Source organism: Prosthecobacter sp., from assembly GCF_046154365.1.
Classification (GTDB): Bacteria; Verrucomicrobiota; Verrucomicrobiia; order Verrucomicrobiales; family Verrucomicrobiaceae; genus Prosthecobacter.
Window position 1 is genome coordinate 75,297 of record NZ_JBJXFV010000182.1, and the last position, 23,549, is coordinate 98,845.

The 23,549-nt window shown below is 60.3% G+C and carries 24 protein-coding genes and 1 other RNA gene; 18 read left to right on the forward strand and 7 right to left on the reverse strand.

What is annotated here, in order from left to right; translation table 11 throughout:
* Positions 1–4: 4 nt before the first annotated feature.
* The 16 genes from aroA (at position 5) to ACKVY0_RS23495 (ending at position 13,769) form a co-directional block, all read left to right on the forward strand.
* The gene (aroA, locus tag ACKVY0_RS23420) at positions 5–1,390 is read left to right on the forward strand and encodes a 3-phosphoshikimate 1-carboxyvinyltransferase (RefSeq protein ID WP_409217281.1); all 1,386 of its coding nucleotides are present in this window, start codon (positions 5–7) and stop codon (positions 1,388–1,390) included.
* Positions 1,387–2,028 (forward strand): (d)CMP kinase, encoded by a 642-nt coding sequence (gene cmk, locus ACKVY0_RS23425; RefSeq protein WP_409217282.1) that lies wholly within the window; start codon positions 1,387–1,389, stop codon positions 2,026–2,028. The genes aroA and cmk overlap by 4 nt, the downstream gene beginning before the upstream one ends.
* A gap of 160 nt (positions 2,029–2,188) precedes the next feature.
* On the forward strand, positions 2,189–2,800 hold the full coding sequence (locus tag ACKVY0_RS23430; protein WP_409217283.1) for a lysophospholipid acyltransferase family protein: 612 nt from the start codon (positions 2,189–2,191) through the stop codon (positions 2,798–2,800).
* A gap of 194 nt (positions 2,801–2,994) precedes the next feature.
* Positions 2,995–4,929 carry a helicase associated domain-containing protein gene (locus tag ACKVY0_RS23435; protein WP_409217284.1) on the forward strand — a complete coding sequence of 645 codons (1,935 nt, stop codon included), beginning with the start codon at positions 2,995–2,997 and terminating at the stop codon, positions 4,927–4,929.
* 54 nt (positions 4,930–4,983) lie between these two features.
* On the forward strand, positions 4,984–5,154 hold the full coding sequence (locus ACKVY0_RS23440; protein WP_409217285.1) for a hypothetical protein: 171 nt from the start codon (positions 4,984–4,986) through the stop codon (positions 5,152–5,154).
* Between the two features lie 378 nt (positions 5,155–5,532).
* Positions 5,533–5,898, forward strand: coding sequence for a hypothetical protein (locus ACKVY0_RS23445; RefSeq protein WP_409217286.1), 366 nt, complete (start codon positions 5,533–5,535; stop codon positions 5,896–5,898).
* On the forward strand, positions 5,895–7,268 hold the full coding sequence (locus tag ACKVY0_RS23450; RefSeq protein ID WP_409217287.1) for a YhcG family protein: 1,374 nt from the start codon (positions 5,895–5,897) through the stop codon (positions 7,266–7,268). The genes ACKVY0_RS23445 and ACKVY0_RS23450 overlap by 4 nt, the downstream gene beginning before the upstream one ends.
* Positions 7,261–7,569, forward strand: a complete 309-nt coding sequence (locus ACKVY0_RS23455) for a hypothetical protein (protein WP_409217288.1) — start codon at positions 7,261–7,263, stop codon at positions 7,567–7,569. Before ACKVY0_RS23450 ends, ACKVY0_RS23455 begins: the two co-directional genes overlap by 8 nt.
* 112 nt (positions 7,570–7,681) lie before the next feature.
* On the forward strand, positions 7,682–7,885 hold the full coding sequence (locus ACKVY0_RS23460; RefSeq protein WP_409217289.1) for a hypothetical protein: 204 nt from the start codon (positions 7,682–7,684) through the stop codon (positions 7,883–7,885).
* Positions 7,886–8,039: 154 nt separating this feature from the next.
* Positions 8,040–8,720, forward strand: a complete 681-nt coding sequence (locus tag ACKVY0_RS23465) for an NYN domain-containing protein (RefSeq protein WP_409217290.1) — start codon at positions 8,040–8,042, stop codon at positions 8,718–8,720.
* Entirely contained in the window at positions 8,717–9,124 is a 408-nt protein-coding gene (locus tag ACKVY0_RS23470) for a hypothetical protein (protein WP_409217291.1), read from the forward strand. The genes ACKVY0_RS23465 and ACKVY0_RS23470 overlap by 4 nt, the downstream gene beginning before the upstream one ends.
* A complete protein-coding gene (locus tag ACKVY0_RS23475; protein WP_409217292.1) occupies positions 9,121–9,582 on the forward strand; it encodes a hypothetical protein in 462 nt (153 codons plus the stop codon). The genes ACKVY0_RS23470 and ACKVY0_RS23475 overlap by 4 nt, the downstream gene beginning before the upstream one ends.
* A 144-nt stretch (positions 9,583–9,726) precedes the next feature.
* Positions 9,727–10,806, forward strand: a complete 1,080-nt coding sequence (locus ACKVY0_RS23480) for a pyridoxal-phosphate-dependent aminotransferase family protein (protein WP_409217293.1) — start codon at positions 9,727–9,729, stop codon at positions 10,804–10,806.
* 71 nt (positions 10,807–10,877) lie between these two features.
* Positions 10,878–12,140, forward strand: coding sequence for an efflux RND transporter periplasmic adaptor subunit (locus ACKVY0_RS23485; RefSeq protein ID WP_409217294.1), 1,263 nt, complete (start codon positions 10,878–10,880; stop codon positions 12,138–12,140).
* A gap of 441 nt (positions 12,141–12,581) precedes the next feature.
* Positions 12,582–13,391, forward strand: a complete 810-nt coding sequence (locus ACKVY0_RS23490) for a hypothetical protein (RefSeq protein WP_409217295.1) — start codon at positions 12,582–12,584, stop codon at positions 13,389–13,391.
* Positions 13,392–13,526: 135 nt separating this feature from the next.
* On the forward strand, positions 13,527–13,769 hold the full coding sequence (locus ACKVY0_RS23495) for a hypothetical protein (RefSeq protein WP_409217296.1): 243 nt from the start codon (positions 13,527–13,529) through the stop codon (positions 13,767–13,769).
* Between the two features lie 93 nt (positions 13,770–13,862).
* On the opposite strand, the gene ACKVY0_RS23500 is transcribed toward ACKVY0_RS23495, so the two are convergent.
* From ACKVY0_RS23500 to ACKVY0_RS23510, 3 genes are all read right to left on the reverse strand, one after another.
* Positions 13,863–14,414 carry a hypothetical protein gene (locus ACKVY0_RS23500; protein ID WP_409217297.1) on the reverse strand — a complete coding sequence of 184 codons (552 nt, stop codon included), beginning with the start codon at positions 14,412–14,414 and terminating at the stop codon, positions 13,863–13,865.
* A 268-nt stretch (positions 14,415–14,682) separates the two neighbouring features.
* The gene (locus ACKVY0_RS23505; RefSeq protein WP_409217298.1) at positions 14,683–15,432 is read right to left on the reverse strand and encodes a polysaccharide lyase; all 750 of its coding nucleotides are present in this window, start codon (positions 15,430–15,432) and stop codon (positions 14,683–14,685) included.
* Between the two features lie 11 nt (positions 15,433–15,443).
* The gene (locus ACKVY0_RS23510; RefSeq protein ID WP_409217299.1) at positions 15,444–16,868 is read right to left on the reverse strand and encodes a sulfatase; all 1,425 of its coding nucleotides are present in this window, start codon (positions 16,866–16,868) and stop codon (positions 15,444–15,446) included.
* A 110-nt stretch (positions 16,869–16,978) separates the two neighbouring features.
* Here ACKVY0_RS23510 and ACKVY0_RS23515 point away from each other — a divergent pair, with 110 nt between their 5' ends.
* Entirely contained in the window at positions 16,979–18,283 is a 1,305-nt protein-coding gene (locus tag ACKVY0_RS23515) for an ATP-dependent 6-phosphofructokinase (RefSeq protein WP_409217300.1), read from the forward strand.
* Between the two features lie 132 nt (positions 18,284–18,415).
* On the opposite strand, the gene ACKVY0_RS23520 is transcribed toward ACKVY0_RS23515, so the two are convergent.
* Positions 18,416–20,743, reverse strand: a complete 2,328-nt coding sequence (locus ACKVY0_RS23520; RefSeq protein WP_409217301.1) for a sialidase family protein — start codon at positions 20,741–20,743, stop codon at positions 18,416–18,418.
* A gap of 190 nt (positions 20,744–20,933) precedes the next feature.
* On the opposite strand from ACKVY0_RS23520, the gene ssrS reads away from it, so the two are divergent.
* Positions 20,934–21,115, forward strand: a non-coding RNA gene (gene ssrS / locus ACKVY0_RS23525) — 6S RNA.
* Between the two features lie 54 nt (positions 21,116–21,169).
* Here the strand turns inward: ssrS and ACKVY0_RS23530 are convergent.
* The 3 genes from ACKVY0_RS23530 to ACKVY0_RS23540 form a co-directional block, all read right to left on the reverse strand.
* A complete protein-coding gene (locus tag ACKVY0_RS23530) occupies positions 21,170–22,054 on the reverse strand; it encodes a polysaccharide deacetylase family protein (protein WP_409217302.1) in 885 nt (294 codons plus the stop codon).
* Between the two features lie 97 nt (positions 22,055–22,151).
* On the reverse strand, positions 22,152–22,856 hold the full coding sequence (locus ACKVY0_RS23535; RefSeq protein ID WP_409217303.1) for a pseudouridine synthase: 705 nt from the start codon (positions 22,854–22,856) through the stop codon (positions 22,152–22,154).
* A gap of 21 nt (positions 22,857–22,877) precedes the next feature.
* Positions 22,878–23,540 carry a hypothetical protein gene (locus tag ACKVY0_RS23540; RefSeq protein WP_409217304.1) on the reverse strand — a complete coding sequence of 221 codons (663 nt, stop codon included), beginning with the start codon at positions 23,538–23,540 and terminating at the stop codon, positions 22,878–22,880.
* Positions 23,541–23,549 lie beyond the last annotated feature (9 nt).

Below are 23,549 nucleotides of genomic sequence, written 5' to 3' on the forward strand. Positions count from 1 at the left end.
TATCATGGCCAGCCTCAAGTCGAAGAAACTCAAAAGCATCCCCGCTGAAATCACCGTTCCTGGTGACAAAAGCATCTCCCACCGCTCCGCGATGTTCGCCGGACTCGCGAAAGGGACCACCATCATCGACGGTTTCCTCCCCAGCGAGGATTGCCTCTGCACCGTGCATGCCATGCAGGCTCTTGGCGCGACCGTAGAGCCACTGGAGGAAGCGGCAGGCATCGGCCTCGTCAAACTCGCCATCACCGGCAACGGCCTGAAACTCAAAGCTCCCGACCAGCCCGTCGATTGCGGCAACTCCGGCACCACCATGCGCCTGCTCACTGGCATCCTCGCCGGCCAGGACTTCAAAACCGAACTCTTCGGCGATGCCTCGCTCTCCAAGCGTCCCATGAAGCGTGTCGCCGACCCCCTCGGCCAGATGGGGGCCATGATCAGCGGCCAGGGCGAAAAAATCTGCGCGCCCCTCACCATTCGTGGCGCTCCGTTGAAATCCATCTACTACAAGCTCCCCGTCGCCAGCGCCCAGGTGAAGAGCGCCATCCTCCTCGCCGGCCTGTTCGCTTCCGGCAAAACCACCGTGGTCGAGCCCATCGCCACCCGCAATCACACCGAGCGCCTCTTCACCCACTTCGGCATCAAATGGCTCCGTGAAGACGACTGCGTCAGCGTCTATGGCGGCCAGGAACCCCGCGCCACCGACATCGTCGTCCCCGGCGACATCTCCAGCGCCGCGTTCTGGATGGTCGCCGCAGCAGCCTCGCCCGGAGCGCAGATCACCATCAAAAACGTCGGCCTCAATCCCACCCGCACCGGCATCATCGACATTCTTCTGCGCATGGGCGCTCTCATCACGAATTCCGAAACGCATGCCGAAGGCGAACCACGCGGCAACATCATCGTTCGCGGTGGCGATTTGAACGCCACTGTCATTGGTGGCACGATCATCCCCAACGTCATCGACGAACTGCCCATCCTGGCCGTTGCAGCGGCTCTCGCCCGTGGCAAAACCCTCATCCGCGACGCCACTGAACTCCGCGTCAAAGAAACCGACCGCATCGCCGCCGTCGCCGCCAATCTCCGCCTCATGGGCGTCACCGTCACCGAGCATCCCGACGGCATGGAAATCGAAGGCGGTGCCAAACTCCAGGGTGCCACGCTGCCCTGCTTTGGCGACCACCGCATCGCCATGGCCTTCCTCGTCGCCGGCCTATTCGCCGAAGGCATCACCACGGTCGAAGGCACCGAGTGCATCTCCACCTCCTATCCCGGCTTCGAGCGTCACCTCGACCTCTTCCTGCTCGGCGACAACGGCGCACGCCCGATTCAAGTCATGTCCACCGTCCCGCAGCCCCTCGTGGACAAAATGAACCGCGCCAAACAAGCATGAGCGAGTCCCACTCAGTCATCACCATCGACGGCCCTGCCGCCTCCGGCAAAAGCAGCATCGCCCGCCTCGTCGCCCAGCGCCTCGGCCGCACCTACGTCAACACCGGCAACATGTACCGCGCCATGACCTGGGCCGTGCTCCAAACCGGCATCGACCCGCAGGACGCCGAGGCCGTTCGCGCCGCCGCCGCCGGCATCGTCATCGACTCTCCCGTCGTTGATGGCAAAACCCAGGTCTGCATCGCCGGTCACGCTCTCACTGACGCCGAACTCAACAGCGACCCCGTCAATCGCGCCGTCTCCCTCATCGCCCGCGTCAACGAAGTCCGCGAACGCCTCGTCGCCGATCAGCGCGCCCTTGTCGCCCTCGGTCCGCTCGTCATGGAAGGCCGCGACATCGGCTCCGTCGTCTTCCCCGACAGCCCCCACAAAATCTACGTCGATGCCAGCGCGGAAGTCCGCGCCAGCCGTCGCGGTGCCCAAGGCCATGCCGATCAGATCGCCGAACGCGACCGCCTCGACAAACAGCGCAAAAACAGCCCCCTCGTCATCCCCGCCGGTGCCACCGTCATCGACAACTCCCACATCACCCTCGATCAGGCCGTCGAGCAGGTGATCGCAGCACTGCGGCTGCAATGACGAATACCGAAACCAGAATGCCGAACGAATTCCGCATGACGCATGAATTCCAGTGGGTGACACCGGCCAGCCACCTCGGCGGTTCGTCATTCGAAATTCGTCATTCGTCATTACGCCGCGCCCCAGCGCCAGTTTCTTCCCATCCTCCCCCTGCGGCGTCATGAACTTCAGCTACTGGCTCGGCCATCGCTTCTTCCGCGAACTCGCCCGCGGCCTGTTCGACTTCCGCGTCATCGGCGGCGAAAAACTGCCCATTGCCGGCCCCGCCATCATCGCCAGCAACCACGTCAGCTTCCTTGATCCCCCCCTCGTCGGCATCGCCTTCGATGAAGTCGTCCATTCCTTCGCCCGCAAGAGCCTCTTCAATCATCCGCTCATGGGGGCGGTGCTCCGCAGTTGGCAGGTCTTCGGGGTTGATATCGACAAGCACGACACCGCCGCCCTCAAGCACACCATCCGTCTCCTGCGCACCGGCGAAAAAGTCGTCATCTTTCCCGAAGGCACCCGCAGCCACGATGGCAAACTGCTGCCCGCCGAAGCCGGCGTCGGCCTCTTCATCGCCAAAAGCCAGGCTCCTGTCCTCCCCGTCCGCCTTTTTGGCACCTACGAAGCCTACCCTCGCGGTGCCAAGACCCTCCGTCCCGCCCAGATCACCCTCGTCATCGGTGACCTCTGGCAGCCCGACCTCAAAAGCTACCCCCAGACCGGCAAAGACCTCTACCAAGTCCTCGCCGACGAAGTCATGCGCCGCATCGGTGAGCTGACCCTGTGATTTAATCCGCAGCATATACTGCGCGTCATCACATTTTGTGAAACGGAGGATTGGCCGCAGATTCAGGAAAACCGTAGATTACCAGACAAAAAAATCTGTGGCTTCCCTGAATCTGCGGCAAAATCACCAGTCTTGATGACTCCAAGTATAACAGGCTTGCCACGGTCGCGCCTGCAAGGGTACAATCATTTCCCATGCGTCGCCCCGCAGCGAACCCTCATCTCAATGCACTCGCCGAACACACCGAGTGGGAATGGCATTTTGCCCAGTTAGCCGAGTTCATCCATAGCCACGGCCATGCCGACCTCGGCACCCATCCCGTGACCGACTGGCTCCAGCGCCAGCGACACGCCACCCACCTCAAACAGCTCTCTCCAGATCGTCAGCAGCGTCTGCGCGACCTCGGCATCGACCTCGATCAAGACGTCACGCTCCACGCCGAGGAGCCGGAGGCCGATGAACTGCCGCTCAAGGCCCCGGCCCAGAACCTCATCGCCCTCTGGGAAACCCGTTACGCCGAACTGTGCGCCTACCAGGCCGAGCACGGCCATACCAACGTCACCAAGAGTCAAAACCGCACCCTTGGTCACTGGCGCGATGTCCAGCGCGATTTTCGCCGCAAAGGCATGCTCAAACCCGACCGCATCGCCCGCCTCGACACCATCGGTTTCGAGTGGGAAGCCCCCGGTCGCGAAGACCGCACCCGCGACGAGTGGCACCAGTACCTCTGGGACGAGCACTTTCAGCGCCTCGTCACCTTCAAAGAGCGCTTCGGCCACGCTCATGTCCCCGTTCAATGGTCGGAAGACCGCCAGCTTGGCGAATGGGTGGCCTTCCAACGGGATCAATCACGCCGCCAGCGCCTCCCGGCTGACCGCTATCAGCGTCTCGATGCCCTTGGCTTCGTCTGGAAACCCGCCCCCCGCTTCAATCAGCCCCCTTTCCCGGCGGAACACGCCCCAGATCAAAAAAAAATCGCCCTCTGGGAGACCCGTTACGCCGAACTGTGTGCCTACCAAGCCGAGCATGGTCATACCAACGTCACCAAGGGGCAAAACCGCGTCCTCGGTCACTGGCGCGATGTCCAGCGTGAGTTCCGCCGCAAAGGCATGCTCAAACCCGACCGCATTGCCCGTCTCGATGCCATCGGTTTCGAGTGGAAATCGCCCGGCCGCGAAGACTGCTCCCGCGAGGAATGGAACCAGCACCTCTGGGGTGAGAACTTCGTCCGCCTCAGCGCTTTCAAAGACCGCTTCGGCCATGCCCAGGTGCCCCAACGCTGGCCCGAGGACACCACCCTCGCCACCTGGGTGGCTGATCAACGCAAGGCAGGTGCCAAAGGTCGTCTCCCCGCCGACCGCCGCCAGCGTCTTGATGCCCTCGGCTTCGACTGGAAGCCCGCCACCCGGCCCATGCGTGCCGATCGCGGCAAACCCCGGCCCAGTGTCACAAAACAAGCCCGCTGGGAGCAGCGCTATGCCGAACTCAGTGCCTTCAAACAGCAGCACGGCCACACCCGCGTGCCCAACAAGCGTCCGGCAGTCGCCCAGCTCTGCAATTGGTGCTACTCCCAACGCGCCTTCCGCCGTCAGGGCGTCCTCAGCGCGGACCGCATCACCCGCCTCGACGCCCTCGGCTTCGATTGGGACAATCCCTCCAGCCCCGGCAAAACCTATCGGCAGCATCTGGCCGACGCATGGGACGCCCAATACGCCCGCCTCACTGCCTTCCATCAACGCTTCGGTCACAGCCGCGTTCCCGTCTCCTGGACGGAGGACAAACCGCTCGTTACATGGGTCGAAAAACAGCGCAAAGCCGCCCGTAAAGGGCGCCTCAGCACCGCACATCGTGCCCGGCTCGACGCCCTCAGCTTCGTCTGGAAACCGGACAACAGCCCCGTCTTCTCCCCGCGCCCCGACCAGCACGGTCCCAAACCCGCCCACGACGTTACCTGGCTCCGCCACCTCGACAGCCTGCGTGCCCTCCACCAGCAGCACGGCCACCTGCACCCGTCCAAGACGCGCGACCCAGGGCTGTGGAACTGGTGTGCCGCCCAGCGCAAAGCCCGCCGCACCGGCACCCTCACACTCGCCCGTCAGGCGCAGCTTGAGGCCATCGGCTTCGCGTGAATGAACGCTGCAAAGTAGCCAGGCATCTTTCGGTGTCCGCTCGGCAAAGGCCAGATGAATCCCGATGATGCGAAGATGCTGCTGAAGAAGGGCTACAGCGGCCCGATCTCACTGCATCTCGAATACCTCGAAGGCAAGGCCACCGACCCCGCCGTGCTGAAGGAGTTCCGCGCCGCGCATGGGCGTGATGTAAAGACGCTCAAGGGCTGGCAGGGATGGGCGTGAGACCCCTGTTGAAGTTTGATGTCAACGGTTGCGGCACGGAACTGGCTTTTACCGGAAACCCCTTCAGTTAGGCCATGATTTTTCGCCTTAGAACCCTGACGAAGCTAAAAATGGCGACAGCGCCGCCAGTCCATCCTTTTCGCCGAGTGGGGTTACCTGGGGAAAGGCCGGCTCCAGCGGCGCGACTTCCGCTTTGACAGCCTCACCCAGTCGTCGGCCTACAGCGCCGAAGGCTTGCTTTTGGCCCACATTGGCAGGCACGAAATCTTCACCCCCGCCAAGACTTGACCGCCGTTGACGGTGAGTGATTTCGACAGCAACGATGAGTAAGACCGCCGCAGACATCCCCGCCCCGAAACCCTAGACAGGGAAACGCCCATGCCGAAAAAGAAATCACCGAACAGCGTGCGTCTCCGTAACAGCACGGCGGAGTTTCTCACCTTCGCCTATCAGACGGGCGGCGACGGCGTGGAGGTGCGGGTGCAGGATGGCACGATCTGGCTGTCGCAGAAAAACATGGGGCTGCTCTTTGAGACGACGCCGGAAAACGTGCTGATGCACCTCAAGAACATCTTCGCTGAGAAGGAATTGGCTGAAGATTCAGTTGCTAAGGTTTTCTTAGCAACTGCTAAAGAATTCTTAGCAGTTCAAACCGAAGGGAAACGCCAGGCGCACGCGGGACTGCTGAAGGTGGGGCAGCCGCGGCGCGTGGTGAAGCAACTCAGCACTGGAGACCAACCATGAGCAAACCGAAACGGAAAGTGACCGCAAAGGAACCGGAAGCGCTGTTTGGGCGCGTCGTGTCCATCCTCGATCAAGCGCGGGGCAATGTTGTCCGGGCAGTGAACAGCAACATGGTGCTGGCCTACTGGCTGATTGGGCGGGAGATCGTCCAGGAACTGCAGGGCGGTGAAAAGCGGGCGGCGTATGGCAAGAAAGTCGTCGAAGACCTGTCTGCACGGCTGACGGAGCGGTATGGGCAGGGTTACGCGCCCACCACGCTTCAGAATTTCCGGCGTTTCTATGTGGCCTATTCGGATCGGATTTTGATTTCCTCCCCGGTGGGAAGGGAATCTGGGTTCGACACTTTGGATCCCAAAATTATGTGCCCACCGGGCGCACAATCGTCCGAGGTGGAGATTTCCTCCCCAGTGGGGAGGAAATTGGTCCGGCCAGACAAAAGTCACCCGACGGGTGGAGAATTTGGCCAAACTCAAATTGTGCGCCCAGTGGGCGCACAATTGGCCGAGATGGGAATTCAGTACCCAGCGGGTACGGAATTGGATGTGGCGGCAATTCCCTCCCCAGCGGGGAGAGAATTGGCAGTACCCCAGAAAAGTCGCCCGACGGGTGACGAATCGCCGCAGGGATTCTCACCCCAGCTCACTTGGTCGCACTACCGCGCTCTGATGCGGGTGGAGAACCTCGATGCGCGGGACTTTTACGAGCATGAGGCCATCGCCGGAGGCTGGGACAAGCGCACGCTGGAGCGGCAGATTCAGTCGTTCTACCACGAGCGTCTGCTCAAGAGCACGAAGCCCGAGAAAATGCTGGCGGAAGGCCGCAAGCTGCAAATCCCCGGCAGCACGCCCATCGAGGCACTGAAGCATCCCTATGTGCTGGAGTTTTTGGGACTGCCGGACATCGCCGAATTTCACGAGTCCGACCTGGAGCGGGCCATCATCACGCACCTGCAACGCTTCTTGCTGGAGCTGGGCAGCGGTTTTGCCTTCGTGGCCCGGCAGAAGCACATCCGCATTGAGGAACAGGACCGCTACATCGACCTCGTGTTTTATCACTGTCGCCTGAAGTTCTACCTGCTCATTGACCTCAAGGTGGGTGAACTGACCCATGGGGATGTGGGTCAGATGGACGGCTATGTGCGGATGTATGACGACCTCTTTGTGGCCGCGGATGACAACCCGACCATCGGCCTCATCCTCTGCACGGAAAAGAACGAGACGGTGGCTCGCTACTCCGTGCTGAGTGACCGGAAGCAGATCTTCACCTCCAAATACATGCTCTGCCTGCCAACGGAGGAACAATTGCGCTTGGAAATCGAGAAGGAACGACGGCTCATCGAGGCCGCGCTGGAGGACAGTGACGATGAGTAAGACCATCGAAGTCATCAAGTCCGTGCTCATGGAGCTGCGCATCGGCCAGCGACTACTGGCGCGCACACAATGCGGCCTTGAGATGCCACGAATATTTGGAACAAAAAGGAAACTGGATGGCGGAGGTCAGGTGAATCCCGATGATGCGAAGATGCTGCTGAAGAAGGGCTACAACGGCCCGATCTCACTGCATCTCGAATACCTCGAAGGCAAGGCCACCGATCCCGCCGTGCTGAAGGAGTTCCGCGCCGCGCATGCGCGTGATGTGAAGACGCTGCACAATTGGCTGGGATGGGCGTGATACTGGGCCTCACCCCTTCCCATTCTTTTCTTGCGCTGGTTGCCCCGATAAGGCAAAAAGCCAGCCAGCTAAAAACTCTGCCGCACCACCGTTTCCATCTCCACCCACTGCCGTGACTGACGCCACCAAGCAACTCACCCAAGCGCTTCAAGAGCTGACCAGCCGCAGCCAGCACGTCGCGACCAAGCCGCAGCTCGCAGCCCCTCAGGTGATCACCGCCGACCGGTTGCAGTTCTCGAAGGAAGTCGAAATCTATCTGGAGCAGAAGCACGCCTACTCAGAAAAAACGCGCCATGTGAGCGTGGGCAGCTACTGATCCCTCGTCATTCCATGAATCCGGCCCATCTGTCGTTTCATCAGGGCAAAAAAAGCGGGGCAACCCTTGCGGATCACCCCATCGCAATTGCGAGTAGTTGCCCGATTGTCCTCATTCCAGCGCCAGCGTCAACTATATTATCCATCTTCATCCCATGAGTGACGCCGCCGCCCTCCCACCACCACCGCCGCGCAAACGTTGCATCGTCTATGTGGACGCCTTCAACTGGTATTACGGCGTCTTCATCCACCGTCCCGCCTGGAAGTGGCTAAACCTTCAGTCCTTCTTTGAAACCCTCCGTCTGGACGATGATGTCGTCGCCGTGAAACTCTTCACCGCACTCGTCGAACCCAAGCGACACCTCAGCCCTCGCCGTGACCGCCAGCAGCGCTACTTGAAGGCGCTCACCAGCCTGCCCAAGGTCCAGATCATCCATGGCAAGTATCAGGAGCGCACCGTCACCTGTCAGGCACGGGACTGCATCCGCCATCTGGAGTATCAGGTCGCGGAGGAAAAGAAGACGGATGTGAACATCGCCGTCCACCTCATGGACGATGCCATCAAGGACCGGGCCGACACTCTCATCATCGTCTCTGGCGACTCCGATCTGGAACCAGCCGTCGAGTGGGTGCGCCAGAACCACCCGCGCATCAAAATTCACGTCTATATCCCCGCTCTTGAGGATGAGCGGCAGCAGCGCCGCAACGACAACTACCAGCGCATGCAGGTGAACTGCAAGCTCCTACCCCTCACCGACATTCCCCGCCATCAACTGCCCGCCACCGTTCAACTTGCAGGGACAGTCAGCATCACCCGCCCGCCCGACTGGTCATGAGACTTTTATCTTCGGCGTTCACTGCTGGCATTTCACGCACGGCGTATTTCAAGGACTTCAAATGGGTCGGACGTGGCAAGATCGAAACCTGTCCGCTCGGCGAAGGCCAGATGAATCCCGATGATGCGAAGATGCTGCTGAAGAAGGGCTACAGCGGCCCGATCTCACTGCATCTCGAATACCTCGAAGGCAAGGCCACCGATCCCGCCGTGCTGAAGGAGTTCCGCGAGGCGCATCTGCGAGATGTGAAGACGCTGAAGGTCTGGTGGGGGTGGGGTGAGCCAAGGCTGCCGATCAAACACGAAACGTGGTGCATGATGAAACCTCGGCCCATAAAGCTATGCCGCACTCGACAGACTTGTTTCTCATCCACAAGTTGGTTAAATCTTGAGAGCGCGCAGTGAAAACAAAAGCAAATACCAAGACAACACCTGTACTCGCTGGCGTGGCAGGAGAGTATTTTGTTGCTGCCGAGCTTTCCCGGCGCGGATACATCGCTTCTATCTCCCTGCGCAATACCCGTGGGATCGACATCCTCGCCACGAACGCCGCAGCCAGTCGTTCCGTGACCATACAATGCAAGACCAGCCAGGCCCGAAACATCTGGATTTTAAGCGACAAGAGCGAGTCATTTCACTCCGAGAATCATTTCTACGTCTTCGTTGCGCTTGGCGAACCATTGGAGCGACCACGTTACCATATTGTTCCCAGCGCGGCAGTCGCCAAGTACGTTCGGGACGGCCACAGCAACTGGTTAGCCAAGCCAGGTCGAAACGGACAGGCGCACGTTGATAACCCCGTTCGCAATTTTCACGATCGAACCAACGAGTATCTCGAACGTTGGGATTTGCTCGACCTGTGACTCGACTTGCGACAAGTAGGCGCGTCTGTCGCGATGGCATTTGAGGGGCAATCCCCCACTTTCTGATCAGATGTGAGCAGTCCACACAGCCCTTGCGTGAGTGGCTGAACGCCATACACTCGGCGCTCCCTTTCCCCCAAACGCATGAGCACTCACGTCAAACTTTACATCCCTGGTCCCGTCGAAGTTTCCCCTGACACCTTTGCTGCGATGACGCAGCCGATGATCGGGCATCGCGGCAAGGGATTCCAGGATTTGTATGCCGAAATCCAGCCGATGCTGCAGACGCTGTTCGGCACGAAGGGGCTGGTGTTTTTGAGCACGTCGTCGGCCTTCGGCATCATGGAGGGCTGCATCCGCAACCTGGTGGCCAAAAAGGTTCTCAATTGCTGCAACGGCGCGTTTTCGGACAAGTGGCACGACGTTTCCAAGCGCTGCGGCAAGCAGGCGGAGGCCTACACCGTGGACTGGGGCCAGCCGGTGATGGCCGATGAGATCGACAAGCGTCTCGCCACCGGCGAGTTCGACGCGGTGACCTTCATTCACAATGAAACCTCCACCGGCGTGCTCAGCCCCATCGCGGAGATCGCGGCGCTGAAGAAGAAGTACCCGGATGTGATGTTCATCACGGATTCGGTGTCCGGTTTCACGACGGTGCCGGTGAATTTCGACGAACTCGGCCTCGACGTGCTGCTCACGGGCAGCCAGAAGGCTTTCGCGCTGCCTCCGGGCCTGGCGCTGTTCACCGCATCGCCCGCAGCGATGGCGCGTGCCGCCACGATCAATGACCGCGGCTACTACTTCGACTTCCTGGAGTTCCAGGCGAACGGCGAGAAGAGCATGACGCCGAGCACGCCGTGCATTTCGCTGATCTACGGCCTGCGCCATCAGTTGAAGAAGATCTTCGCCGAAGGCGTGGACAATCGCTACGCACGTCACACCAAGCTCAACGGCATGGTGCATGACTGGGTGATCCGCCACGGCTTCGAGTTCTTCGCGCCGGAAGGTTATCGCTCCAAGTCGCTGACCTGCGTGGCGAACAACAAGGGCATCGACGTGGCGGCCTTGATCGGCCTGTTGAAGAAGAACCACGGCATGATCATCGACGGCGGTTACGGGAAGCTGAAGGGCAAGACCTTCCGCGTCTCAAACATGGGCGACGAGACCGAGGCCAGCATCGGCACGGTGATCGCCGCGCTGGACGACAGCCTCGCGAAGCTGTGAAGCTGCTTTTCGCGGATTAAATCGTGCGCGGGCTGTATCCGGGCGCATTTTCAGACGTTTTACCTTCTGACATGGCTAAAATCATCCGCGCACTGCTCCCCCTCATCATCCTGGCCGCCTGCGGCTGGTATGGCTGGTGGCTGATCACGCACAAACCGGAGTTGAAGGCGATGGAGACGCGGCCGGTGCTCGTGTCGGTCGAAGGCATCACGTTGAAGAAGACGACGTATCCGGTGCGCGTTGCCTCGCAGGGCGCAGTGCAGCCGCGCACGCGCAGCACGCTGCTGCCGGAGGTGGCGGGGATGATTGTGGAGGTGAGTCCGTCGTTTCGACCTGGCGGTTTTTTTGAGAAGGACGCGGTGCTGATCAAGCTCGATCCGGTGGATTACGAAACGGCGGTGACGGTGGCACGAGCCGCTGTGGCGCTGGCGAAGGTCACGCTGGTCGAAGAGCAGGCGAAGGCCGAGCAGGCACTGGAAAACTGGAAGGCGCTGGGCCGCCAGGGCACTCCTGGCGAACTCGTCTCACGGACACCGCAGGTCGCACGCGCCCAGGCCGATGTGGCCGCCGCCGAGGCCCGCGTGGTGAAAGCGCAGCGTGATACGCAGCGCACGATCATCCGTGCGCCGTATGCGGGGCAGGTGCTGGAGCAGACCGCCGATGTGGGCCAGTATGTGACGCCGGGCACCACCCTGGGCCGTATCTTTGCCACGGACTTCGTCGAAGTGCGCCTGCCGCTCCCGGAACGCGAAAGTCAGCACGTGAAGCTGCCGGAACGTTATCGTGATGCGAATGATGTCCTCCCTGCCGCGAACGTGAAACTGCGCACGACTGCCGCTGGCAAGAGCGTGACGTGGAATGGCCGGCTGGTGCGCGTGGAGAGTGCGCTGGATGCGGAAACACGCCAGACCACCGCTGTGGCGCAGATCGACAACCCCTTTGCCAAACGCGCCGATGGTGCGCCGCCGCTGAAGATCGGCCAGTTCATCGAGGCGGAGATCGAAGGCGATGCATTGAACGATGTTTTTATCATTTCCCGTGCCGCCGTGCGTGCGGGAGATGAGATCATCCTCATCACGCCGCAGAACACGCTGCGGCGCATGTTTGTGGAGCCCATCTTCGGCACGGACAAGCACATCGTCGTCTCCGCCAACGCGGCAAAAGCGCCGAAGGAGGGCGACGTGCTGTGCATGACACCGATTCCGTTTCCGGCCGACGGTGCCCGTGTTTCTGCTGTGATCGACGGTCAGCCGACAGGCGGCAAATTTGCCGGAGACAAGACGCCGGAAAAAAAATCCGCGATGCTGACGCCGCAGCCGAAGCCGCTGCCATAGCGGCAGCCTCCGCCGCTGAACATCCCCTTATTATCGTCTGGAACAGACCCCGCCGCTGCAATTTGTCGAGCGTGAGGACATCGAACGCGTGTGCTGCTACCACTTGGTTTATAGCGGTCGTGGCGCGGAGTTGATCAAAGTGCCCCACGCAAAGACTCGATGTCTGCGGCGGCGGCTTCCGCGTGCGCGCCTTGCAAATGACCGGAGATCTCTCGGGTCCTGACCCTTCATGTTTCTTGAATATGCAGGAGATTGGTCTTGCTCAAGCAGCGTGATGATCACTCAGCCTAGTTGCTATGAAAATTTGGCAACAAGGCCTCTGACAGCAAGATTTTGCATGTCGGAATTCTTGCTCTACTCACGAATTTCTGTCAGCATTCGGCGAAATCATGCGGAAAAGTTCTTTCCGCATCGACACACAACATTCATCTCCTGCAAACCATGAAAGCCTCACGTTGTTCCACCGCCTGCGCCATGCGTGCGCTCGTCATGCTGTCGGCCACTCTTGTGTTGTGCCAGTGTTCCATGCCATCCCGTCAGGCCTGGCAGTACATTAAAGCAAACGGCCTTGTGACCTACTGGAACTACGAATCACAGCGCCAGTCGCCACCGCTTCGCACCAGCACTGCGCATCCGCAGCGCTATGCCGCCACCCGCAGCAGCAGCTCCGCGCCGCGCTACGGTGCCACCACCTCGTTGTGGTCGTCGTGGTGGTGGGGTAATGGAACGACAAACCGTGTTCCATACAGTTCAACTCGGTCATCTGGTTACTCGCAAAACCGCTACTACAGTGCGCCCTCCTCAAATTCCGGCAAAGTCGCCTCGCGCTCTGCCCCTCGTAAGAAGTCCAGTGGCAGTTCGAATGACCGCAGCCCGAGTGTGAATATTCCCTTGGAGGAGCCATCATCGGCACCGCAGGTCGTAAATAACAATCCGCCCGCCAGCAAGTCGAACCCGTCTCCGACCAGCAATGGTGGCGCTACCGCCAAACCCGCCGCCGATATGCCCTACGGCACGTCTATTCCTGGCCGAGTCAACATGGTCAACAGCCCGTACGCTGGCAAAACCCAGCTCGTGGATGTCTCCGGCATGACCACTGGCCAAACGGTCAAGTGCCCCTACACCGGCAAGCTGTTCAAAGTGCCGCCGTCGCAGCAGGCCGCCGCCAGCAAGACTGAACCGCGCCAAGAGCCGAAGGTCGAGGCCCCCAGTCCCAGTTCCGAGCCAAAACCGGACGACAAGAAGCCTTGATCCGTCCGCACGGACCACTGAAACGCCCGCATTCGCTCCAATCGGCCGGAAACCAGCCGTAATTGGTCTTGATTCGACCTTGATCGGTGGAACTCTTGCCGCCCTCAAACTGCCAAAGACAACCGATCATCCATCATGGGTCAACAACTGAACAAAATCGTCAAACGCCGCCGCCGTAAGCTTTATCTCGCCCGTAAGAAGGCCCTCGCCAAGGCTGGCGTCTCCCGCAAAGCGCGCACCGCCAAATCCGAAGCCAAGCCCGCCAAGAAAGCTGCGGCCAAGAAACCTGCCGCCAAAAAGGCCGCAACCCCCAAGGTCAAGGCTGTCGAAGTCGCCGCCGAGGCCGTCGCTGCTCCTGAAGCTGCCGCTCAGGAATAACCGGCGCTCAGCCCGTTTTACTTCCAAACCAAATCACCGTCACGGCACTGCCATGGCGGTGATTTTTTTGTGGCCTTCGAAGCGGTTCCGCAATTAACGGAACCACAGGCTCCCGCTTCCCGGATTCGACGGCGCATTCTGCGTGGAGTTCGAATTGTAGCCGTCGTAGTAGCCGCGTTCAAAGCTGGAGCGGTAACGCGGATCATAGCGGCCCACCTGCGCCGCCGGATCAGCCACGCGTCCGCCCGTGCGATCACGCAGACCGTAGTCGTAGCCCTGATTGTAGGCAGGATCGCGGGCAGGCGGTTGTTGCGCCGCACCCTGATTGCCGTAGCCGAGTTCACCCTGGCTGTGGTTCATCAGGCTGTAGCCTTGGTTGTAACCATCGCGGTAGGCCATCTCCGTGTTGCGATCAAAACGCGACGGGTAGCGATTGTAATTCTGACTCTGGCGCTGCTGCGCATCCGACCGCCCATCCTGCTGGCCAACTTCATAGGCCTGGCGGTTCAGCTGCGAACCCTGATCACGCATGTCCTGGCGATAAGGATTGGCATACGGATCACCACCGCCCGGGCCATAATAAGGATCGACACATTGCGTGAGCAGGAGCGGCAGGGCCAGCGAAGCGAGGAAGGGTGATTTCATGAGATGAGCTTGATCGTAAAAGCCGACCTGCCTGGTGGCAAGAGCGCAATCTCCGACGCAGTCATTGCTGCTTTGTTTTCATGCAACAGTTGTCGGCGCTGGGGCTCACTAGAAAACTCGAGGTGCCTCGTTGCGGATGACACGTTTTGGCTCTCCCACTTCTGGCATCCGAAAAGGTAGATGCAATCGCCAGTGTTGCGTTACTTGCGCAATTTTCGCCGCTTTGCAGTTAACGCATTTTCATTGGACCACCAGCACGAGTACAAGCTCACGACTTCGTGATCTTCAAATCATCAATGTAGATCCAGTTGTCGGTTTCGATCTCGGGATGGCGATACATGCCGAGCTTGAGGAAGTGCTGGAAGTCGTTGTGCATGTTCGGGCCGGTGGCGGTGGCGACGGGTTTTGACATGTCGTCGAAGAAGAAGGTGGCTTTGCCGTCGGCTTTTTGCGACCAGCGGATTTCAACGGCGATGCTGTGCCATTTGCCGGGCTCGATGAAGATGGGGCCGTGTTTCTGCGATTGATCGGGGCCGTAGGCGATGCCGATGCCGAGCTTGCCCTGCAATTCACCGAGACCGAGGAGAATGGGCGGACTCTTGGAGGCAAAGCCGTCCCAGCTTTCGCCACGGGCACGATCCGGCTGGTCGTGCCATTGGCCGATGATCCACCAGCGGTTCTTTGGCGCATCGGACACGAAACCCTTCGGCACCATGAAGCGCCACGCGTAGCGCACGGGGTCGCCCTGCTTGTGCGGGTAATCGACGCTGACCTCGGCACGGATGCCGCCATTGAGTTTCTTCTGGCCGGGGAACACATGCATGCCGAGGTGCTGGGACGCGCCTTCGCCGATGATGGAGACGTTTTCGACGGCAGGGACTTCAATGTGAGCGAACTCCAGCAAATCATCAGGCACGACGCTGCGGAGATAGGTGAGTTCTTTCTCACGCGCGGCGGGACCGGCGCTGCGACCGCAGGAGGTGAGCAGCAGGAGGGTGGCGAGGATGCGGAAGTTCATGGCCGCACAAGCTACTTCTTGCCCTTCTTCGGCGCGTCCTTCTTCTTGCCGCGTGGCGCATCGCTGGTGGGATAAAGCGTCTGCGGATTGGTGGCTTCTCCGGCAGGGCGGCGGGCTTTCGGTGCTTTGCCGCCGATCTCGGATTCCATCTGGGTGGCGAGGGCTTGGAGCTTGGCGACGATGTCGGGATGTTGGGCGGCGAGGTTGGTTTGTTCGCTGATTTCAGTGTCGAGGTTGTAGAGGCGCGGATTTACTTTCGCGTCAGCGGCGGCTTCTTTGCCCATGGTTTCGTTTTGAGTGGCAATGGCGAGCTTCCATGGGCCCTGGCGCACGGCTTGGAGATTGTAACTGGCGAAGTAGTAGTGGGCGTCACGCCGTGACTCTTTGGTTTTGCCAAAGAGCAGCGGCGAGATGTCGCGACCATCAATGACTGGCTCAGCGGGGACTTTGCCGCCAGAAATCGAGACGCACGTGGGGAGCATGTCGATGGTGCCAGCGACGGCATCGCACACGCTACCGGGAGCGATCTTGCCAGGCCACCAGGCGAGCGTGGGCACGCGCACGCCGCCTTCCCAAGTGCTGCCTTTGCCACCGCGAAGCGGCAGTGCGCTGCCGCCGTCGGCGCCTTTGATGAGCCAGGGGCCGTTGTCGCTGGTGAAGACGACGAGGGTGTTTTTATCGAGCTTCAGTTCGCGCAGTGTGTCGAGCACACGACCGACGCTCCAGTCCACCTCTTCCACCCAATCACCGAAGCGACCGTTGGCGGATTTTCCTGCAAAGGTGGCACCTGGGTGGATGGGCGTGTGCACGGCGGTGTGCGGGAAGTAGAGGAAGAAGGGTTTCTCTTGGTTCGTGCGGATGAAACCGAGTGCTTCATCGGTGTAGCGCTCGACGATGCGGCTCTGGGCCTCGTCGTTGAGGAGTTCGGCCACTTTATCATCGCGCATCAGCGGCACGACTTTCGCGCCGGTTTCCTTCGCGGTCTTCTCCATGTCGTTGGAGTAAGGAATGCCAAAGTAGTGATCGAAACCTTGCTTGGTTGGCAAAAACTCTGGCTGATCACCCAGGTGCCACTTGCCGATGCACTGGGTGGCGTAACCCTGCTGCTTCATATGCTCGGCGATGGTCGTTTCGGCGGGATTGAGGCCATTGGTGTGGCCGGGGAAATACACGCCCGGCACGGAGATGCGTGCGCCGTAGCAACCGGTCATCATTTGCGCCCGAGAAACGCTGCAAACGGGCGCGGCGTAAAACGAGGTGAGCTTCATGCCCTCACGCGCCATCTTGTCGAGGTTCGGCGTTTTTTGCTTTGTGGCTCCAAAGGGGCCGATGTCCGCGTAGCCGAGGTCGTCGATGAAGATGATGACGATGTTTGGCTTATCGGCCGCGAGAAGGGTGCTGGTGAGGCAGAGGAGGGCGAGGAGAAGGAGCTTCATGTGGTTTGAGCGGCCTGAAACGTTCCAAATCCCATTTTGTGTCAGGTCAATGCGAGGAGGATTGCGAATGGCATCCCTCTTGCTCTACCAGAGGCTCAGCCAGACCAATCATGACTCCCGCTCCGCTCGATACAGCCATCCCGTCTCTCGGCCCCTGCCTGTTTCACTCGCCGTTGCACCGTATTGGCGGCGTGGAGGCGCCGTTCAAAAGCGGGGCGCGTGACCGCATTTTGTACCACAGCCATCTGCTGGAAGATGGCCGTGATGTTTCGACGCCCAGCTTTGAGGAAGCGGGTGCGCGGGAGATGATCTACTTCGATCCGGCGAAGACGACGGTCGGCATCGTGACCTGCGGCGGTTTGTCGCCGGGCTTGAACGACATCATTCGCGGCATCGTGAACCAGTGCGCGCTGCAATACGGCATCAACCGCATCTACGGCTTCCGTTATGGCTACGAAGGCCTGGTGCAGCGCTATGGGCACACGCCGGTGGTGCTGCGGCCAAGTTCGGTGGAGCAGGCGCACAACTTCGGCGGCACGATGCTCGGCAGCTCGCGCGGCCAGCAGGACATCGGCGACATGGTGGACACGCTGGAGGACATGAACGTCGATATTCTGTTCGTCATCGGTGGTGACGGCACGCTGCGCGGTGCGGCGGCGATTGTGAAGGAAATCGAGAAGCGCGGCTTGAAGAAGGCTGTGGTTGGCATTCCGAAGACCATCGACAACGACATCCGTTATCTCGACAAGAGCTTCGGCTTCGAGACCGCCTTTGCCGCCGCCGTGCAGGCCGTGAAGTGTGCGTACACTGAAGCGACGGGCGCGGTGAACGGTGTGGGCCTAGTGAAGCTCATGGGGCGTGATTCCGGCTTCATCGCCTGCTATGCCGCGCTGGCGGGGAGCAACGTCGATTTCGTGCTCATTCCTGAAGTGCCGTTCGAGTTGGAAGGCGAAGGCGGATTGCTGGAAAGCCTGCGCTACCGGCTCAACAAGCGTGGCAGTTCGGTCATCGTTGTGGCCGAAGGCGCGGGGCAGCATCTCATGCAAACCAGCAATACCACGGATGCCAGCGGCAACCAGCGCTACGGCGACATCGGTCACTTCTTAAAGGACCGCATCAATGCTTTCTTCAAACAGCGCCGCACCGAGGTGAACCTCAAATACATCGACCCCAGCTACATCGTGCGCAGCGTGCCCGCGAATGCAGCGGACAACGTGTACTGCTCACGTTTGGCTCAATCCGCTGTGCATGCCGCCATCGCTGGCAAGACAGGGATGCTTGTAGGTCGCTGGCATGGTTCGTTTGTTCATCTCCCGCTTGAAATGGTGATCCATGGCCGCCGCAAGGTCGATCCCACGCAGGAACTTTGGCATTCCGTGCTGCAGGCCACCGGTCAGCCGCCGGTGATGCGATAGTAGCCATCATCGCTCCGCGTGATGAGCATTGGGCTTTCGCCGAAGCGATGTGCTACCGAAGTTCGTGAATCTGTTTTGCAGGCGGAGCGCTGTGCTCGTCACGCGGAGCGATGACGGCTACTTTCCTGACGGCTACTGTGGCGGCAGCTTCGCGGAGTAATGCACGGCGCGGTGACGATTGTCGTCGAAGGCGAAGTGAAGCCATTGTTTATCAGCACTGACGAAGCCGTCGGGGTAGTTCATGCGGCCTTTGGGGCCATCGACGGATTCCTGCTGGAGCACACGTTGATACGGCCAGGTCTTCATGCCGTCGAAGCTGATCCATAGGGCCATGGGGCTGCGGTGCTTGCTGTTGGGATTGTGCAGGATGGCGACGGTGTCGCCGCCGAGGTTGTAGAGCGTGGTTTTGCTGCCGGGATTGGGGATGTTCGTGACACTGGCGAATTCGGGCCAGGTTTTGCCGCCGTCCTTGCTCTCCGCCTTGTAGAGTAGGCCGCCGAGACCGTCAGCACGGATGACCATGGTGATGCGGCCATCGGGATGCTCGAAGAGATCGTTCTCCGCCCAGCCAAAGTAACGGCTGTTTGGCGTGAGGCGGATGTTGCCGTGCTCGGTCCAGGTTTTGCCACCGTCGCTGCTGATGAGGACGCCGTTGCGTGGATTGGTGAAGGCGCGGTCAAGCGGCGCTTTGTCCTGCTCGTCATCCGGGCCGATGTAATGCTGGAACGGGATCATGATGCGGCCGTCTTTGCAGACGATGTGCTTGCGGATGAAAGTGCGCTCCTTGAGGCGTCCGGGGACTTCCATCGGCTTGCTCCAGGTCTTGAAGGAGTCGTCGCTGGTGAGGAACCACGAGCGCCAGTCATTCGCCCAGTGCTTCGAGTGCGTGGAGAAGAACAGCGTGCTGCGCTGGCCGTGGATCATGAGTTCCGTCGGTCCCTGACCGATGGTTTTGCCTTCGCGCGGGAATCCGACATCGAAGCGCTCCAGCGGCGTCCAAGTCTTGCCCTGATCCGTGCTGCGGGTGACGCCGGTGTAGTTCAGCGGGCTGGGTTCGGTGTCGCCACCGGCGAGGATGAAGAGAATCCACGAGCCGTCGGGCAGTTCGCGCAGCGTGGTGTCGCAGACCATCTTGTTCGGTGTGATGCCGTCGTAAGGGATGCTCTTGAAGTCCTGTTTCGCGTCTTCAATCGCCTGCGCAGCCCATTTCGGATCAGGCGTGATGTTTTTCGGCAGCTTGGGAGCGAGCGCCTTGTTGACCACGGTCTTGCCGACTGTGGCGCGGCGTTTGATCTCCTCCGGGTCCATCGTCAGCTTGCCAAGCTCCGCCTGCTTGAGGATGTCCTCCTCGGTGAACTTCACATGCAGGATCTCCCCGTCGGTGTGGCGGTTCCAGTCATAGAGGATGTGGATGTCGCCATTCGGAGCCTGGAAACCATCGGGATAGGAGACAGAAGCGCGATCATCAATGAGCAGGCCTTTGCCCCAGGTCTTGCCATCGTCGTCCGACAAGAACGCTTTCAAGTTCGTGCGATTCGGCAGCCGCACATTGATCGGCCCATTCTTTACGAGGATGAGTTTACCCGAAGCAAGGCGACGGATGAAGAAGCGTGCGCTGGGGTTTTGGATGGTGGAAGGCTGTGGTTCGCTCCACGTCACGCCTTTGTCGCTCGAAACGCTCTCGCTGATGCCGTCCTTCGTGCGCGCAAGCATCCACAGGCTGCCATCCTTGCGCTCGACGATCATGTGCTCGTCGAAGTCGGTGCGCGGAAAGGCCACACCACTGCGGCGCGTCCACGTTTTGCCTTGGTCAGTCGAAGCGAAGACGTTCGCCATGCGGATCACGTCGAGATCCTTGTGTGCTTCCTGGTCCACGCCGGGACCGCCCATGCGGTCGCGAGTCCAGAGCGCAACCGGGAGCAGCCAGTCACCATTCGAGAGCACTGTGGGCTTGTTCAGCGTGCAGCCATCCGCAAAGCGCACTGGCGCGGTCCACTTCGGCTCGGCGGCATCGGGATCATCGCAGCGGATGAACCAGTCGCCGCAGCGGCCGTCGAAGTAGCCGAGGCTTTGATCGAAGAAGCACCACAAACGGCCCTGCGGATCGGTCCACAGACTGCCCACGAGCGCACGGCGTTCGTAGCGCACGCCGTTCAGTTCACCATCCTGCGGATCGATGACGACACGCGGCTTCGACCACGTTTTGCCATCATCATCACTCGTCGCGAGCATGAAGAAGCCATTCGGCGAATCACCATTGCCGACCCACGCGGCCCACAAGCGGCCTTTCGGTGTGCGGTCGAGGCCGATGATCATGTTGCCGGGGCGTTTGTCCGCGTTGTATTCAGGCCCGGGCTGCGTGTTGATCAGCGGTGGCTCCAGCGCGAGGTCGAGCAGGGCCTTGTCTTGGGCGACGGCAGGCAGAACGAGCAGGGAGAGGAACAGGAGCGTGTGTTTCATGGTTGAGTGCGGAGAGAACGGCGGATGACCGAGGTTTCCTGAGGCTGAACTGCAAATCGTCGTGTTATGTTAACTCATGACGAGCCACTGGTTGATCGCAGCGTCATCAAGGCCTAACATTGGCGACTTGTGGTTGGCAGTTCGCCGCCGGCCTGCTCTTTGAAATTTCCGCCGCTCCGTGCGGCTTCTTAACTTCCTGCGGTGTTCGTTTTCGAGCTTTGTGGCCCGGCCCGATTCATTAGCTACGGGGGCTACGCGCTGAAGTGACATGTCATGCCTTCACTGGAAGACAGAGCTTCATCACGCGGGTTCCCACCTGGTCTCATGGGATACGTGAGCCCTTTGTATTCGGACGGCACAGGCGGGTTTGAAAGCGTCCCAGCTCCGCCTGGGGCGCTTTCTCTATTTTCAGGCACAGCGCTGGGATCAAGCCTTCGGCTTGGTCTGCGGCAGCGGCTTGGGATCTTTGTCACTGATGACTTCGGCAGGACGAACAATCACGCCAACAGGCATCGAGGCCTTCTCCATGTTCAGGAGCTGGCTGACGGTGACGAATTGATAACCCTTCGCGAGAAGCTGGTCGAACATGGCCGGCATGGCGGTGATGGTGGGCGGATGGATGTCATGCGAGAGCATGATGGCACCAGGATGAGCGCCATTGACGAGACGGCTGGTCACTGCCGCGACGCCGGGGCGGCGCCAGTCCTGTGGATCGACGGACCACATGATGGTGGAGTAGCCGAATTCTTTAACTATGAAGTCTTTGATGCGCTGGTTGATCGCGCCGTAAGGCGGACGCACGAGATGCGGACGCACACCGGCCACTTCATAGACGGCATCCTCGGATTTTTTGAGCTCATTGCGGATCTGCTCATCGGAGCGGCTGGTAAGGCTGCAATGCGTCCAGGTGTGATTGCCGATCTCATGCCCTTCCGCGATGATGCGGCGCACGATGGCGGGATACATCTTCACCTGCTGGCCGATGAGGAAGAAGGTGCATTTGATGTTCCGCTCTTTGAGAAGGTCGAGCAGCTTCGGCGTCAGGCTGGGGTGCGGGCCGTCGTCAAAGGTCATCGCCAGTGTCTGCTGCGTGATCTTGACGGAAGAATACGACGTACGCGCACCGGCGGGCGGCACGACGGGCATCGAGGAAGGATTGTTGAGCCGCTTTACCAGTGGATTCTCCTTTTCATCGACTGGCAATGCTTTGCGTGCCTGCTCGATGGCAAGCTGGTCCGGCTTTGCGGCCTTTTGCGTTGTACAGCCGGTGTCGGCTGCCAACATGATGCCTAACCAAATGCTGAGATACATGCGCGGGGGGGTCACAAGGCGCGGAGAGTAACGGCTGAAATTCATCTGCGAAAGCCGGAATTGCTGAAAAAACGGGGATTCACCAGAAGCGGGGGCCTCAAACGCTGGCGGCGGCTGCCTGAATTTCTGTAGCGTTGAGCTGCCGCCATTGCCCGGGCAAGAGATCCGCTGGCAGCATGATCAAGCCAATGCTCTCGCGGTGCAGGCGCAGCACGCGGTTGTTTACGCGGTGAAACATGCGCTTCACCTGATGATAGCGGCCCTCATGCAGCGTCAGCCGGGCGCTGCGTTCGCCCAGGATGACCAGTTCGGCAGGCAGCGTGGTGATGTCCTCGGTGTGGAAGTAGAATCCAGCGGCAAAAGCATCGACAGCTTCGGGCGCAATGGGGTCGAGGGTTTCGACAAGATAAACCTTCGGCACTTTCTCCTCGGCAGCCATCAGCCGTTTCGACCAGCGACCGTCATTGGTGAGCAGCACCAGCCCCGAAGTGCTGCGGTCCAGCCGTCCGGCGAGGTGCAGTGTGTGTTTGTCAGGATCGTCGATCAAATCGAGCACGGTGGGATGTTGAGCGTCCTTCGTGGCACTGAGAATGCCCGCCGGTTTGTGGAGCATGAGGTAAAGCGCACGTTCCGGCTGCTGGATGATCGCGTCATCGAGATTGACCTGCGTGAAACGATCCACGGGATGATGGCTGTCGGTCACGGTCACATCATTCACTCGCACTCGTCCTGCGGCGATGGTGTGATGCGCGGCCTGCCGCCCCATGGCGTGATGACTGGCGATGAGGCGGTCGAGCTTCATGCCGCACACTGGCGCAGGTTTCTACCGTCGGCGGCGGAAAAACACGAAGCATGCGCCGATCAGGGCCAAGGCGGCGCGTGATGGCTCCGGCGCTGCACCCGCGACAGATAACTGATACGTCGGCAGTGGACCACTGCCGAGATTATAGTCATAAGATGTCCCAACGGCACCAACAACGAGAGCGGCAGGCGAACGCAGATGAGCGACGGCGGTGAGGGGAGAACCTGGCAACTCGGGATCGGTGGGAAAAACATCTGAGAGATGCGCGATCAAACCTTGGGTGGCAGACACGGGTGTCGCGCTGGTGTTATTCCATGCCCACACATAAATGGCGTTGCCGCCGAGGGCATTGTGGCTGGCGCGAGTGTCGGCGATGCGGTCGAGTTGAAATGCTCCAGGGGCGAGTGAATCGGGATTGAAGGCGGTGTCGAAGGGCTGAAACGCGGCCCAGATGTCCGCGATATTGCCAAGGTTGAAATGGTTGGTGATGCTGGCATCGCTCATGGTCATGCGGCCGATGATTACGCGGCCAGTGGCGGTGGTGAGGAGCGTGCCTGAGTTATCGGCAAGACCGAATGCGCCATCCCCAGCGGCGTTGAGATTGTCGATGGTGATGGTGGCCGCGCCTGCGGATGCAACACTGAGCCAAAGAGCGGCGAGACCGAACAGCAGATGATTGTGCATGGCAGGAAC